This is a genomic window from Candidatus Nomurabacteria bacterium (assembly GCA_023898525.1).
Classification (GTDB): domain Bacteria; phylum Patescibacteriota; class Minisyncoccia; order Phycocordibacterales; family UBA918; genus OLB19.
In genome coordinates this window covers 958,091-971,680 of the sequence record CP060227.1, presented here as the reverse complement: position 1 = coordinate 971,680, position 13,590 = coordinate 958,091, and the positions used below count along the sequence as shown (strand labels likewise).

16 protein-coding genes and 4 tRNA genes are annotated in these 13,590 nt (G+C 40.3%); 11 read left to right on the top strand and 9 right to left on the bottom strand.

All coding sequences use genetic code 11. From position 1 onward, the window contains the following. Positions 1–34: 34 nt before the first annotated feature. The 8 genes from H6779_04825 to H6779_04790 all read right to left on the bottom strand — a co-directional run bounded on the left by H6779_04825 (position 35) and on the right by H6779_04790 (position 7,138). On the bottom strand, positions 35–2,743 hold the full coding sequence (locus tag H6779_04825) for an AAA family ATPase (protein USN87694.1): 2,709 nt from the start codon (positions 2,741–2,743) through the stop codon (positions 35–37). A gap of 141 nt (positions 2,744–2,884) precedes the next feature. Then, positions 2,885–3,454 (bottom strand): leucine-rich repeat domain-containing protein, encoded by a 570-nt coding sequence (locus tag H6779_04820; protein USN87693.1) that lies wholly within the window; start codon positions 3,452–3,454, stop codon positions 2,885–2,887. 108 nt (positions 3,455–3,562) lie between these two features. Then, a complete protein-coding gene (locus tag H6779_04815; GenBank protein ID USN87692.1) occupies positions 3,563–4,213 on the bottom strand; it encodes a class I SAM-dependent methyltransferase in 651 nt (216 codons plus the stop codon). A 7-nt stretch (positions 4,214–4,220) separates the two neighbouring features. Further along, entirely contained in the window at positions 4,221–4,418 is a 198-nt protein-coding gene (locus H6779_04810; GenBank protein ID USN87691.1) for a hypothetical protein, read from the bottom strand. A gap of 34 nt (positions 4,419–4,452) precedes the next feature. Beyond that, on the bottom strand, positions 4,453–4,593 hold the full coding sequence (locus H6779_04805) for a hypothetical protein (GenBank protein USN87690.1): 141 nt from the start codon (positions 4,591–4,593) through the stop codon (positions 4,453–4,455). Between the two features lie 50 nt (positions 4,594–4,643). After that, positions 4,644–5,423: an SPFH domain-containing protein gene (locus H6779_04800; protein ID USN87689.1), complete on the bottom strand. Its 780-nt coding sequence runs from the start codon at positions 5,421–5,423 to the stop codon at positions 4,644–4,646. Between the two features lie 96 nt (positions 5,424–5,519). Continuing rightward, entirely contained in the window at positions 5,520–5,801 is a 282-nt protein-coding gene (locus H6779_04795; GenBank protein ID USN87688.1) for a hypothetical protein, read from the bottom strand. A gap of 137 nt (positions 5,802–5,938) precedes the next feature. After that, positions 5,939–7,138: a cysteine desulfurase gene (locus H6779_04790; GenBank protein ID USN87687.1), complete on the bottom strand. Its 1,200-nt coding sequence runs from the start codon at positions 7,136–7,138 to the stop codon at positions 5,939–5,941. A 108-nt stretch (positions 7,139–7,246) separates the two neighbouring features. Here H6779_04790 and infB point away from each other — a divergent pair, with 108 nt between their 5' ends. The 11 genes from infB to H6779_04735 all read left to right on the top strand — a co-directional run bounded on the left by infB (position 7,247) and on the right by H6779_04735 (position 13,128). Beyond that, positions 7,247–8,743, top strand: coding sequence for a translation initiation factor IF-2 (infB, locus tag H6779_04785; protein ID USN87686.1), 1,497 nt, complete (start codon positions 7,247–7,249; stop codon positions 8,741–8,743). A 17-nt stretch (positions 8,744–8,760) separates the two neighbouring features. Then, a complete protein-coding gene (locus H6779_04780; protein USN87685.1) occupies positions 8,761–9,099 on the top strand; it encodes a ribosome-binding factor A in 339 nt (112 codons plus the stop codon). 59 nt (positions 9,100–9,158) lie between these two features. Next, positions 9,159–9,230, top strand: a tRNA-Cys gene (locus H6779_04775). Positions 9,231–9,552: 322 nt separating this feature from the next. Beyond that, positions 9,553–9,638, top strand: a tRNA-Leu gene (locus H6779_04770). Positions 9,639–10,069: 431 nt separating this feature from the next. Then, a tRNA-Lys gene (locus H6779_04765) sits at positions 10,070–10,142 on the top strand. Positions 10,143–10,153: 11 nt separating this feature from the next. Further along, a complete protein-coding gene (locus H6779_04760) occupies positions 10,154–10,300 on the top strand; it encodes a hypothetical protein (GenBank protein USN87684.1) in 147 nt (48 codons plus the stop codon). Positions 10,301–10,387: 87 nt separating this feature from the next. After that, positions 10,388–10,903 (top strand): ImmA/IrrE family metallo-endopeptidase, encoded by a 516-nt coding sequence (locus H6779_04755; GenBank protein ID USN87683.1) that lies wholly within the window; start codon positions 10,388–10,390, stop codon positions 10,901–10,903. Then, positions 10,873–11,262, top strand: a complete 390-nt coding sequence (locus tag H6779_04750; protein ID USN87682.1) for a hypothetical protein — start codon at positions 10,873–10,875, stop codon at positions 11,260–11,262. Before H6779_04755 ends, H6779_04750 begins: the two co-directional genes overlap by 31 nt. An 81-nt stretch (positions 11,263–11,343) precedes the next feature. Beyond that, a tRNA-Leu gene (locus tag H6779_04745) sits at positions 11,344–11,425 on the top strand. Between the two features lie 454 nt (positions 11,426–11,879). Further along, positions 11,880–12,620: a hypothetical protein gene (locus tag H6779_04740; GenBank protein ID USN87681.1), complete on the top strand. Its 741-nt coding sequence runs from the start codon at positions 11,880–11,882 to the stop codon at positions 12,618–12,620. Between the two features lie 4 nt (positions 12,621–12,624). Then, positions 12,625–13,128, top strand: a complete 504-nt coding sequence (locus H6779_04735; protein USN87680.1) for an SET domain-containing protein-lysine N-methyltransferase — start codon at positions 12,625–12,627, stop codon at positions 13,126–13,128. Here the strand turns inward: H6779_04735 and H6779_04730 are convergent. Further along, positions 13,117–13,590, bottom strand: coding sequence for an HIT family protein (locus tag H6779_04730; protein ID USN87679.1), 474 nt, complete (start codon positions 13,588–13,590; stop codon positions 13,117–13,119). The genes H6779_04735 and H6779_04730 overlap by 12 nt on opposite strands.

Sequence of the window (13,590 nt, the reverse complement as noted above, 5' to 3'; positions counted from 1 at the left end):
AAACGCCTTTTATTATGGGTGGTCACACCATTATCTACACAGATACCGTCTCTTTCTGTTTACTCGAGCCAGCTTTTTTACGTGAATTACTTCTGGCCCGCTGACCACTTCTTTTTACCTCAAAATTAAGCTCGCCCTTTTTCATGGTTACCTTAACAGATCCACGCTGCAACATACCTTCACCCACCATCATATTAGCTACTGGAGTTAGTATCTTGCTTTGAATCAGACGTTTTAGCGGTCTAGCACCAAACTTAGGATCATACCCCTCTTTGGCCAGATATTCGAGCACATCATCCGTCATGGTAAGGATAATTTCCTTCTTTTCTAAGCGGCATTGTACATCCTCAATCTGAATCGAAACAATACTACGCAAGGTCTCGGGTGATAATAGATCAAAGACGATAATTTCATCCAAGCGGTTGAGAAATTCTGGTCGGAAATAAGCCTTAAGACTGTCCATGACCTTGTCTTTGGCTTGCACATATTGTGCCTCTTCTCCCTTATCGGTCGCAAAACCAAAGGTAGACATCCTATCAATATGTTCAGCCCCAATGTTAGAAGTCATGATAATCACTGTATTACGGAAGTTTACTCTACGCCCCTTAGCGTCAGTCAAATGACCACTATCCAGTACTTGCAGCAGAATATTAAATACTTCTTTATGAGCCTTTTCCACCTCATCAAGCAGAATTACTGAATAAGGACGATGTCGCACCCGTTCAGTAATTGAGCCCCCTTCTTCATGTCCCACGTAACCAGGTGGTGAACCAATAATCTTAGAGACCGCGTGCTTCTCCATAAACTCCGACATGTCGATCCGCAGCAAAGCGTCAGGATCATTAAACATAAACTCAGCCAAAGCTCGTGATAATTCTGTCTTACCTACTCCGGTTGGACCAAGAAATAGGAATGAGCCAATTGGTCGATTCGGGTCAGCAATGCCCGCCCGAGAGCGTTTAATCGCATCAGCTACCAGCTTAACCGCATGATCTTGCCCGACGACCTTAGTACGCAACACTTCTTCCATACGTGACAATTTCTTAGCTTCAGCTTCTAGCATGCGTGATACCGGTATGCCGGTCCAACGTGATACCACTCCGGCAATATCTTCTTCTGTTACCTCTTCTTTTAGTAAACGACGACTACGCTGCAACTTCTTGAGACGCTTCATCTTGTCATCCAGCGACTTTTGCACCTTCGGTATAGAGTCGTAGCGAATCTCAGCCGCTCTAGTCAAATCAGCCATTGCCTCCGCGGTCTCGGCTTCTATTCGGAGCTCTTCGAGTTCCTTCTTTAACTTACTGATTTCGCCCAGGGCTGATTTTTCATTGTTCCACTTAGTTTCCATGGCTGAAGTCTTCTCTTTCAGTTCACCAATTTCCTTTTCTATCTCCTTGATGCGATCTTTTATCTTCTTCTTGTTTTCAGATATCTCTACCTCCTTACGCAGCGCCTCACGCTCGATTTCCAATCGACGCACCTGACGATCAGCTACCACTAACTCATCCGGCTTATTTTCCAGAGAGATTCTCAGTGCCGAAGCCGCCTCGTCAATCAAATCCACCGCCTTATCTGGTAGAAAACGATCAGTAATATAACGTGAAGATAAATCAACCGCTGACACAATAGCGTCATCGGTGATACGCACACCATGGAATAACTCGTACTTCTCAGACAAACCACGTAAAATTGCTACCGCATCCTCCGGTGTCGGTTCATTTACAAAGACCGGCTGAAAACGACGTGTCAAAGCTGGATCCTTTTCAATATGCTTTTGGTACTCCTTGAGAGTAGTGGCACCAATGACCCTAATCTCTCCACGAGCCAGAGCCGGCTTCAACATATTGGAAGCATCCATTGATCCATCAGCCTGACCAGCTCCGACAATCGTATGCAATTCATCAATAAAAAGAATAATGGATCCGCTGGAAGCCTCCACTTCCTTCATAACTGCCTTTAGCCGCTCCTCAAACTCTCCGCGGAATTTTGTTCCAGCCACCAAAAGACCCAGATCCAGCGAAAGAATCTCTTTATCCTTAACTGATTCTGGCACATAACCAAGCACTATCTGCTGGGCCAGACCTTCAGCTATCGCAGTCTTTCCCACTCCAGCTTCTCCGATCAGAACCGGATTATTCTTGGTGCGACGAGAGAGTATCTGGATTACCCGCTGCACCTCGACATCGCGACCGATTACTGGATCGAGTTTGTTTTCTTGAGCCAACTTAGTTAGATTTCTGGAGTATTTGGTTAAAGCTCGATACTTCTTAGGTGTTTGCGCGTCAGTAACATTATGTTCACGAATCTCTTTCACTGTGCGTAACACTTTCTCTTTATCAATTCCCGCTCTCCGGAGTAGCTCAACTGCCGGTCCAGGGTACTCCAATATTGCAATAAACAAATGCTCAACTCCAATGTATGAATCTCCCATTTGCTCAGAGATACGAACAGTGTACTCAAGCGCTTTAGCCAGCTCTGGTGTTAGATAAAGCTGATAAGAAGGAGAAATAGTAGATTGCATTTCCTCCACTTCTATAGCCTCCAAAAGCATATCTGTAAAAGCAATTACATCAATATCCAGACGATCTAAAATTGAAATAACCATGCTTTCATCCTGCATCGACAAAGCAGTCAGTAAATGAATCGGACTAACATGATTTTGCCCACGTTCAATCGCCAACTCGTGCGCTTTTCGAATTGCCTCCTTGGCCTTTGATGTAAAATTTTGAAAATTAGGCATAACTATAATTTAATTATACGATACACTGCTTAGAAATCAGAAAAACCGTGTGTCTAACCATACCGCCACCACATTCTGTGTTTCGTATCTCTATATTGCAACAAAAATACGTCTGGGTCAAACCCGCACCTTTCACCGATGCTAATTAGTAATGATTTTCACATCCACTGGTAGTTTTTCAACTATAATTTCTAAATCTTGCTTGGAGTAATTTGTACCACTTAAATTCAAAGTTTTTAGGTTACTTAAGTTTCCTAATTCGTATGGTAAGCCGGTAATAGGATTATTTGAAAGATCAAGCAACTCAAGATTAGTTAGCTGACCAATTTCTGCTGGTACCCCGGTAAAGTTATTGTCACTCAAATCTAAAACTTGCAAATTTTGTAAATGCCTAACCTCAGCTGGTAGAGCTCCACTTAGATTATTATGCGAGAGGTTGAGGGTAGTGAGTTCGGTTTTAGAAAAAATATCTATCGACACCTTAGCTAGACCTTGGTTACTCAAGTCAAGAGTTCTGTTACCGGCTTTAGCAGATGACTGCTCCGATATATAATCTGGAACCACTTGCTTCACCATATCATCAACTGTCTGTTCAGTATTTACTCTTTCTTCTAAAACATTCTTACTAGCAGTGCTACCACTATCATCAAAGATATAAACCACGCCAAAAACAACCAAAACAGCTGCTAATAACAAACTAATTAAGCCCATATATTTTAATTATACATTAAAATAACGAAGGTGCGACCTTAAAGAGGAGCCCGAGCGACAACAGAAAGGTCGTTCCTCGGTTACTTTATTTACTAAAAATTGTAATAATTAAAAGCACACCGCTTTGATATTACCAAACTGCGACACCGAAGATTCCAAAATTTGCCAGCCGGAACTTTGCAACAACTCTATAAATTCTTTTTCTGTATATAAACAAACCGGCGCTTGCACACTAAAAATTTCCGCCTCTTCATCAGGTAATTTGGCAAAGCGTTCGGAAACAGACTTTTTTCTATCTGGATACTTTTCACCAATCGCAGTGCCTAAGCCGGTCACAGAAATATACAAACGATCACTAACCATTCCTCTCAATTCCTTTAAAAACTTTTCTGCCTCTTGATACGACAAATAATGAATCGTTCGCTGCAGACAACAATCATCAAACTTCTCGCCTTTTAGTATTTCCTTTAAATTTCTAATGTCGCCTTGAATAAACTTTAACTGATCTAAGAACAAATTGTTTTCCTCCCTTAACTTAAGAAATTCATCACTGTAATCATCTATATCAACCGCCGTTACAGAAGCACCTGCGAGACAAAGCCGTACCGACTGTCCACCGGCTCCAGACCCAAGATCAAGCACTTTTGAATCATCTTTTTTAAGCACATGACCAATCATTTTCCGATCCAAGTCATCCGCCCGCCTAAGTGCCACATCTACTCCGTAACCAGACTTTTCGGGTATTTTGGTATCATCCATAGCAAAATCAAGTCTCCTCTTCGTCCCTAAAAAACCTGACTACAAAATAAATAGCTGTTAATACAAATAATATCCACCACAACCACTCAGTACCAACTAAGTAATCATAAAAATACACACCAATCAAAATCCCTAGTGAAATAAGACAGATCTTGATCAAACTCACCTCCCACCATAAAAACCTCCATGTTCGAAATATTTTCATAATAACAATATTACTTTTTATAAGTTTTCTATTATTATTTCGCCTCTTTTTTCCCTTCTTTTGTCCCCTTATTTTTTACCACCTCTTTAAGACGCGGCGCGACTCTGTGTGGCGTTTGCTGAATATCAGTATGTTTGGTTGAGCGCGGGTCTCCCTGAATTAGATGTTTGTTCATATCTAAAAAATATTAAATCTAATAAGACATTTTGTCACTCCTAACTTATTCTAGTTATCCTTAGTCTTCTCCGCCACACTGGCCTGTAGCCATTCTTTCGTTCCCTCAAAGGCTCTTAGTACCTCAATTGGTGTAGCAAATACCACCGTATTAGACTGATCTGACGATAGGTCATTTAGAGTTTGAAGAGTTCTTAGATGCAAAGCGCCTGGAGCACTAGAAAGTATCCTAGCGGCTTTTTGGATATTCTCCGCCGCTACCACCTCTCCTTCTGCCTTGATAATCACTGATCGTCGTTCCCTTTCTGCTTCGGCTTGCTTGGCAATAGTTCGCTCCATATCTTCTGGTAAGAAAAAGTCTTTTAGTTCAACGTTATCTACCTTAATTCCCCATTGATTAGTTTCTTCATCAACAATATTTTGAATTTGAGTCGATAATTTTTCCCGCTGTGATAAAACCTCATCAAGCTCCGCACCACCAACCACATTTCGCATCGTAGTCTGTGCCAACTGTGACACCGCATAACGAAAATCCTCTACTTCCAGTATCGCCATAGCCGCATCAGACACCCGATAGTAAATCACCGCATTGATACTGGCCGATACATTATCTTTAGTAATCACCTTTTGGTCCGGCACATCAACCGCCTTTACTCGCAGGTCTACTTTGTACATTTTTTGAAATACCGGCACGATAATACTCCAACCCGGCTTACGCAAGCTTGTATAACGCCCCATGGTAAGTACTACCCCTCGCTCATACTGCTTCACCTCCCGTAAGAAAGAAATCAAAACAATAGCTACAAGAAATATAATCCAAAATAAGTTCATATTTAAAAAGTTAGAATCTGGTAACCTATTTTTATTATACGCTGGTGAGGAGATAATGAAAGAGCCATCTACAAAATTAGTAGACAGCCCCCACAATCAATCTATCCCTCTCACTTTTAGGATAAGGTCTAGTCTATCATTTTCAATGAGAACAAGTTCACCATTTATGGTATAAAAATCGAATTCTTTTGGTCCAGATGAATCTGTAATCAATATAAACCTACGACCATTAAATAATTTTTTATTATAATCTATCAAGTCAAAATAAATTCTATCATTCTCTTCGTCAACATACGTAAGATTAACTACGTATGTATCACTAGCCCTGTACATATCTTGCTCATTTACATAAGGTGTATTAGCACCACTAAAAAACATATACAAAACAAACAAAAAAGGGAGCGCTAGAACGTAACGTAAATAATTTTTTAAAATACTCATTTATCCACCTCCTGTAATTCTAATGAATATTACACATCTATGCTTGTTTAAATATAGCTAAAATAAAACATAAATCAACCCCTCATCCGGTCGCAAAACTTTACTAAAGCATCTACTACGTACTCCAAATCTTCCATAGTCGTATCTTCACCTAATGAAAAGCGGATGGTGGAGCGGGAGCGGGCGGCGTCAGCGGTCAGTTCTTTTACCACCGCACTCTCGCCGCCGCCCGCTCCCGCGCATGCGCTTTTGGTGCTAGCAGCTATCCCCTGCGCATCCATATACACTACCGCGTACTCGGTATCAAATCCCGGGAGTGAAATATTTATATTATTAGCTAACCTACTCTCACCTACAGCACCATTCAAGACCACACCTACCACTTTCTCTTCTAAGAGTTTTATCGTTTCATCGCGAAGTCCTGCTACTTTTTCCACTCTTTCCTTATAATCAGCTTGAGCCAGCTCTAGAGCCTTTGCCATACCTACTATCCCCGCTACATTCTCGGTACCAGGTCGCAAACCGCCTTCTTGACCACCGCCAAATATAATCGGCCGAAGTGCTATCACTTTTCGCATAGCCAAGAGTCCTACCCCTTTCGGACCATGGCATTTCCCCGCATCAAGCGCCATCATATCGACTCCAAGTTGTTTAAAAGCACACGGTAGCCAGAGCGGCGCTTGCGCAGCGTCTAGATGCACAACTATTTCATGACCAACCCCCTCCTCATACTTACGAATCGCTCGCACTAGTCTATGTACTGGCTGTACTGTACCCACCTCACTGTTGGCGTAAGCAAAAGTGACTAACACGGTTTTGTTAGACAAAGCCTCCTGTAGAGCCAGCAGAGTAATAATTCCCTCTTCATTCACTTTTACATACCGCACCGCCACCCCCAGACTCTCAAGCTCTTTCATCACTTCGCTAATTGAAGGATGTTCTATTCTGGTAGTCACCACCTCCATCTCTTCATATGGTACATTTTTGTCTAGATGTAAATGTTTGATGTAACCTAAAATAGCCAAGTTGTTACTTTCGGTACCGTTACCGGTAAAAACTATTCCTTCGGGTTTGATCTCAAGCGTGCGCGCCACCGAGACTCTGGCTTCGTCTACTGCTCGCGAGGCGCGCACGCCCTCCGCATGAATAGAACTAGCATTACCAAAATCCTCCGTCAAAAACGACATCATTGATTCCAACACCTCCTTCCTTACACGAGTAGCAGCGGCATTATCCAAATAAATCCTCTTTTTAGTGGTTTCTGACTTATTCATGACAAAATCATGACATAAGGTGAAAAATATGTAAATCTCTGCTATACTCCCTGTACTTTTAGTTATTAGCTACGCCTCTAAAGGCGTTTTTACTATACATTTATTATTATGAAAAATACCAAAGCCAACACATCAAATGTAATCAAGCGCCCGCCGGTCGTAGTGGTAATGGGTCATATCGACCACGGCAAGTCCACCCTGCTTGATTATATTCGAAAGAGTAACACTGTAGACAAAGAAGCTGGTGGAATTACCCAGCACCTTTCAGCCTATGTAGTGACTCACAAAACCAAAGAAGGTAACGAAGAAGCCATGACCTTTCTTGATACTCCCGGTCATGAAGCCTTCCAAAAAATGCGTTTGCGTGGTGCTGACGTAGCTGATGTAGCGATTTTGGTCGTATCCGCTGAAGACGGAGTAAAGCCACAGACCCTAGAGGCCCTAGAATCAATCAAACAAGCTGATATTCCTTTTGTAGTAGCGATAAACAAGATCGATAAACCAGGTGCAGATGTTACTCGTACCCAAACCAGTTTGATCGAAAACGAAATCTACATAGAAGGCATGGGTGGCGATATTCCTTGGGTCGGTATTTCTGCTAAGACTGGCGAAGGAGTTGATGATTTACTTGATCTAGTTATCCTAGCGACTGACCTGATCGAAATCACCGGTGACACCAACTCTCCTGCTACCGGTCAAGTGATTGAAGGTAACGTTGATCCAAAACGTGGTAACACAGCTACTCTCATCATCAAAGACGGGGTTTTAAAAAGCGGGTCTTTTGTAGTGGCAGGAGACGCTTTTGCGCCAGTTAGGATAATGGAGGACCACCTAGGCAAATCTATCAAAGAAGCTGGTTTATCTACACCAGTTGGGATCGTTGGTTTCAATAAAGTCCCACCGGTTGGCACCACTTTTTTCACTGTTAAAAACAAAAAGGAAGCCGAGGCGGCTGTTACCAAAGAAACAAGCAAAGAAACAACAGCGCCACACAAATCATCTCTACCAACCATTCCGATTCTTATCAAAGCCGGAAACATCGGGGCTATTGACGCTATCGAACATGAACTTAGCAAATTTACCTCAGAACGCATCAGTGTCCGAATAATAGATACTGGCGTAGGTGATATTAGCGCCAATGACGTACAAAACGTAAGTGCCACCAAAGATGCTATTATTGTCGGTTTTGGCGTAAAAGTAGAGCGACAAGCGGCCGATCTGGCTGAGCGTCTAGGAGTAGAGATTGATACTTTTGACATTATTTATGAACTCTCAGACTGGTTAAACACCGCCCTTAAAAACCGTACTCCAAAGATGGAGGAACAAGTCTTCACTGGAAAAGTAAAAGTACTAAAACACTTCAGTACTCAGAAAAACACCCATGTGCTTGGTGGTCGAGTAGAAGAAGGACATATAAAGCTGGGACAAAAAGTCCGCATTGTCCGCCGTGACATAGAAGTAGGTAAAGGAACTATCAAAAACCTACAGCAACAAAAATCCGACGTACAGAAGATCGACGAAGGAGAATTTGGTATGCAACTTGAGACCAAAGCTGACATCGCACCCGGCGACTATCTAGAACCATACGATCTTGTCATTACCTAATCTTAACTATTACCACCATGTCCGATCGACACCAAAGAGTAGAATCATTAGTCAGAGAGCTGGCCGCTAGTTATATCCAGCACGAAGCTAATACCGACCCCTTAATAACCGTCACCAGAGTAAGCTCTTCGCCTGACTATCGTCGTATGACCATCTTCTTCACCACTATACCAGACGGTCGCGAAGAAGACGCGCTGATATTCCTAAAACGCACCGGTAGTGACCTAAGAAGCTATATCAAAAAGAAAAGTAACCTTAAAATCATCCCTTTTCTAGAGTTTAGTGTTGATTATGGCGAACGCCACCGCCAAGATATTGATGAGATTGCTCGGAAGATTGAGGAAGATGAATCATAAACCAAATATTATACTTTTCTTACCTTCACAATAATGCTAAAGTAGTGGATACATTTTTAGTCCTGGTGGCGAAGTGGTAACGCTGCGGTCTGCAAAACCGCCATGCGCGGGTTCGATTCCCGCCCAGGACTCACGAATTTGCATCACCTCCGAGGAGGCGCAAATTCGTGAGTCCTGGGCGGGAATCGAAAGACGAGCGATGTGAGGAGCGCCTTCCATGCGCGACGAAGCAGCGAGTCCGGGTCGGGCGAATGAGATATTTATGAGTCGAAGACGAAATAAATATCCATGAGTGTGACCGATTCCCGTTATTAACTTTCAAAGATTCAAAAGTTAATACAAATGGAATTGGTAGGTAAAAGTGTCTGGGAGACACTTTTACAGGGAATTGTTTAAGTTCCGAGTAATCAATCTATCTCACTTAGATAGAGTTTGAAAACAAAATAAAAACATGCCGAGGTGGTGGAATCGGTAGACACGAGGGACTTAAAATCCCTTGCCTTTCAAACGGCGTGCGGGTTCAATTCCCGCCCTCGGCACAAGTAAAAATACTGCTAGATACTTCTAGTGGTATTTTTATTTTGCCCTAGGGAATTGAAGAGGTTAGTCAGATATTTTACGAATACTTGGAGTAAAATATCGACAACCTGTACTGAACATGTAATGTTCAATTCCCGCCCTCGGCACAAAATTAAAGGATAACAACTTCTTGTTGTTATCCTTTAATTTATGTAGTTAAGATGACAGGAATTGAAAGACGAGCGATCTGAGGAGCGCCTTCCATGCGCGACGAAGCAGCGAGTCCGGGTCGGGCGAATGAGATATTTATGAGTCGAAGACGAAATAAATATCCATGAGAGTGACCAAGTCCCGCCCTCGGCACAAATGAAAATATACTAGATACTTCTAGTATATTTTCATTTCATCCTTGTTTAAATCATAAATTTATTGTAAACTTCTCGGCACACAGGCGCCTTTAGCTCAGTTGGTAGAGCAGCTCCCTCTTAAGGAGACGGTCCAAGGTTCGAGCCCTTGAAGGCGCACATAATAAAGTATGAAAATCATATATACTATTTCAATCATATTTGGTTTGCTACTGACTTTCTTTGGTATATTTAATGAGGACACCTTGTCTGTTGTTTTTGGAGGAGCTGTATTTACTGCTTTTGGAGTTAGTATGCTTTTTTACAGCAATTACTAGTGCGAACAAAACCCAATATATTTATTACCATAAACATACAGTGTGTCGATATTTTTTCTATAATATTGATATAATAAAACTATATTTATGTATAAACCTGATTACAAAAAAGCGGAGCAGGTTGCGGCTAACCTATTAGAAAACTTCAATATTGAAGAACCGATAGTACCTGTAGAAGAAATAGCACAGAGAGAAGGTGTGACTATTAAATATTTTAAACCTAACCACGATGATAACCTAAATAAAGTGTCAGGCTTTTATGATCCAAATACAAAAACTATATATGTAAACTTTGACGATTCTCCATCAAGAAGAATGTTTACTATAGCTCACGAATTAGGACATATGGAACTTAAACATAAACCATCTGAATTTGATGTACTTTATCGTTTTGCAACCCCAATAGATAAAGACCCTCTTGAACAAGAAGCAAATTGTTTTGCAGCAAATTTGCTTGTTCCTGAAAAAATGTTAACACACACAATGGAAAAATATGACTTGAACGAAAGTGACTACCAAATACTTGCAAAAATGTTTGGAGTATCAAATGAAGTAATGAAATATAGACTACGATGGATAAAAACAAGCGTAACGAGCTCTTAGACGCTTTCAAAGAACGTCCTGACGTCTTGGTTGATTTTATAGCCACCGACACTAGAAAACAAAGAGACGAACAAGAAAATATAAAACACCTTGCAGAGATACAACGCGAAAGAGAACAAGACATAAACTCAATGAGAAAAAAGTGGTCATTTTGGTTACTTGTTGCCATATTATTTGTAATATTATTTGATTCCATACTTATTCTTCTTTTAGGATTTGAGTTTAAAGGCTTTGGTTTTTCTGATGAGAGACTAGTTTTTGCTTTTGTATTGGAACATCTTGTTAAAATTGGAGGGTTAGCCTACATCGTAATAAACTTTCTTTTTGATAAAGAAAATGGAAAAACGATCTTACAGTAATCTCCTACAAATAAACCCAAAAAAACCATAAGATTTAGACAAATCTTAATTTCATGATATACTCTCCCCTACATCCCAAATGCGCGGGTGGCGAAATTGGTAGACGCGTTAGTCTTAGGAACTAATAGAGCAATCTGTGGAGGTTCAAGTCCTCTCCCGCGCACTAGTATAATAGGAACCAGCTTATTGCTGGTTTTTATTATACTTGTTGCAAGGATACTGAGGACTTGAAAAGCGTAATTTTAATTCGAATACTTGGAGAATTAAAATAGCTGGGGTCGAGGAGCTTAGTACTTTTTGGAGCCGATTAAGGCGAACAAAAATACTTAGCGAGGTGACCAAGTCCTCTCCCGCGCACGGTGTTCGTTTTTTATAAAGCACAGGGACAATAAGCAATCTGTGGGGGCTTAAACAATTCTTAATAATTGTTTAAGAAGGTTAGTCAGATATTTTCTGAATACTTGCAAGAAAATATCGACAACCTGTACAGATTCTATAAGAATCAAGTCCTATCCCGCGCACTAGTACAAAAATCAGCTCGACGATTAGTCGGGCGGTTTTTGTATTATTATCAAGATGTCTATTTAATCACTTTATGTTATCTTAGTAATAATTTTATGGAAGCAAATTTATTTCACGACATTTCCCGACTCCCACAAGAAAGAGGAATGCTGTTTCTACCTATATCTTTAAGTAGAATTAGTAATGCTCAAAGTGCAGAGAATTGTTTTAAGTACCTACAACACTTGGACTCAAAAATAGTAAAGACTTCAGGAGTTGGTGTAACGGTATTGTACGGTGATTATTTATATCTACTTACAGCCAAAGAGAGTCCTAAAGATTTACGTTCACGCTATTTAGCACTGATGACACAGCATAGAAACGGCCTTTTAAATATTTTAAAAAAGGATACAGCTTGGGTTTCAGATTTTTTCACTTTCAAAACATACGGACAAGCAATGATAGACTTTTCTGATATTTTTTTGGGTTACTGGCAAAAAGTCCTTGAAACATACGAGAACGACAGATTTTTGCAAAAATGTATTGCTTTTGATTCCGGTAAGGATTTTACCCAAGAACAAGCACACTTTATTTTGGAAGAATCGCTTTTTTTATACCTAATTAAAAAAAGAATTGTTTCTTTTGAAAACAAAATAATAAACAACCATGAACAATGGGTTCTGGAAGCATATCCAGGTAAACCACTAGCAACAGAAACTTATCTTATGCAAAAAAATATTTTTAATCTTGACGATGAGAAAAATAGATACCAAAACCATTTTTACGATGCAGACGAAAATAAACTCTATAACCTAAAAGAAATTGATATAGAAAAATTTTTTAACATAAAAAAATGAAAATATGTATAAGACAGAAGACAATATATACGCAAAAGATACTGGAATATACGGAATGAGTCTTTATGCAAAACGTGATTTCAAGAAAGGAGATTTGATATTTATACCATATGGACCCGTAGTAAAATACGCAACACTATACACAATACTAGTTGATTACAATAAAAATGCTAATGAATTTCTTTTTATAGATCCACAAATACCCGAAGGTAATCTCTCTCAATTTATATGTCACTCCTGCGAACCAAATATGGGAATCAAAGACAGAACTCTTTTTGTAGCCATGCGAGATATAGCTAAGGACGAGGAAGTGACTATTGATTATGCTATGATTGTACCGACTTTTATACACCCAACTCAAGGTGAGGTATCTTGGAAAGACAGAAAATGTTTATGTGGAAGAAAGAGCTGTCGAGGAAAAGTTCTAAGCTATAGTGAATTACCTGAAGAGGAAAAAGAAAGATATAAAGGGTATGTAAATGAATCAATACTTGATTTAGATAAGTGATTCAAGTTTATTCCATCGTTCGCACAACGAAGAAACCACCTTTTTCATCTCCTCCTCACTGAACCTCTCCCTCTTTTCTGAATCAATATTTTCCTCAACCGACTTTTTAAATGCCGGATACCAATCCCCTGGACTCTCAAAATCTCCCTCTACTCTCGGTATTATATGAAGATGTAAATGTGACACAGTCTGCCCCGCTGATACACCATCTTGAATCGTCCAATCAAAACCAGTTGCTTTAAACTCTCTTACAACAAACTTAGTAACTTTGCGAGAAAAAGAAAAGAAGGAAGCGAGTTCATCTTCTGACAAATCGTTAAGTGATGCAACTAGTTTTTCAGGGACAATAAGCACATGTCCTAGCACTATAGGCGCTATATTATACATTGCCAAATAACCATTAGACTCAGCAAACACGCTATTAGTCACATCAAAACCACCAAACCTATATCCTTTACTCAT

Coding starts and splice junctions, on each gene's coding strand:
- H6779_04755 (USN87683.1), top strand. CDS start 10,388: ATGTATAAACCTGATTACAAAAAAGCGGAGCAGGTTGCGGCTAACCTA.
- H6779_04815 (USN87692.1), bottom strand. CDS start 4,213: ATGGATGATACCAAAATACCCGAAAAGTCTGGTTACGGAGTAGATGTG.
- H6779_04730 (USN87679.1), bottom strand. CDS start 13,590: ATGAGTAAAGGATATAGGTTTGGTGGTTTTGATGTGACTAATAGCGTG.
- H6779_04740 (USN87681.1), top strand. CDS start 11,880: ATGGAAGCAAATTTATTTCACGACATTTCCCGACTCCCACAAGAAAGA.
- H6779_04820 (USN87693.1), bottom strand. CDS start 3,454: ATGGGCTTAATTAGTTTGTTATTAGCAGCTGTTTTGGTTGTTTTTGGC.
- H6779_04780 (USN87685.1), top strand. CDS start 8,761: ATGTCCGATCGACACCAAAGAGTAGAATCATTAGTCAGAGAGCTGGCC.
- H6779_04760 (USN87684.1), top strand. CDS start 10,154: ATGAAAATCATATATACTATTTCAATCATATTTGGTTTGCTACTGACT.
- H6779_04790 (USN87687.1), bottom strand. CDS start 7,138: ATGAATAAGTCAGAAACCACTAAAAAGAGGATTTATTTGGATAATGCC.
- H6779_04810 (USN87691.1), bottom strand. CDS start 4,418: ATGAAAATATTTCGAACATGGAGGTTTTTATGGTGGGAGGTGAGTTTG.
- H6779_04805 (USN87690.1), bottom strand. CDS start 4,593: ATGAACAAACATCTAATTCAGGGAGACCCGCGCTCAACCAAACATACT.
- H6779_04825 (USN87694.1), bottom strand. CDS start 2,743: ATGCCTAATTTTCAAAATTTTACATCAAAGGCCAAGGAGGCAATTCGA.
- H6779_04750 (USN87682.1), top strand. CDS start 10,873: ATGGATAAAAACAAGCGTAACGAGCTCTTAGACGCTTTCAAAGAACGT.
- H6779_04735 (USN87680.1), top strand. CDS start 12,625: ATGTATAAGACAGAAGACAATATATACGCAAAAGATACTGGAATATAC.
- infB (USN87686.1), top strand. CDS start 7,247: ATGAAAAATACCAAAGCCAACACATCAAATGTAATCAAGCGCCCGCCG.
- H6779_04795 (USN87688.1), bottom strand. CDS start 5,801: ATGTTTTTTAGTGGTGCTAATACACCTTATGTAAATGAGCAAGATATG.
- H6779_04800 (USN87689.1), bottom strand. CDS start 5,423: ATGAACTTATTTTGGATTATATTTCTTGTAGCTATTGTTTTGATTTCT.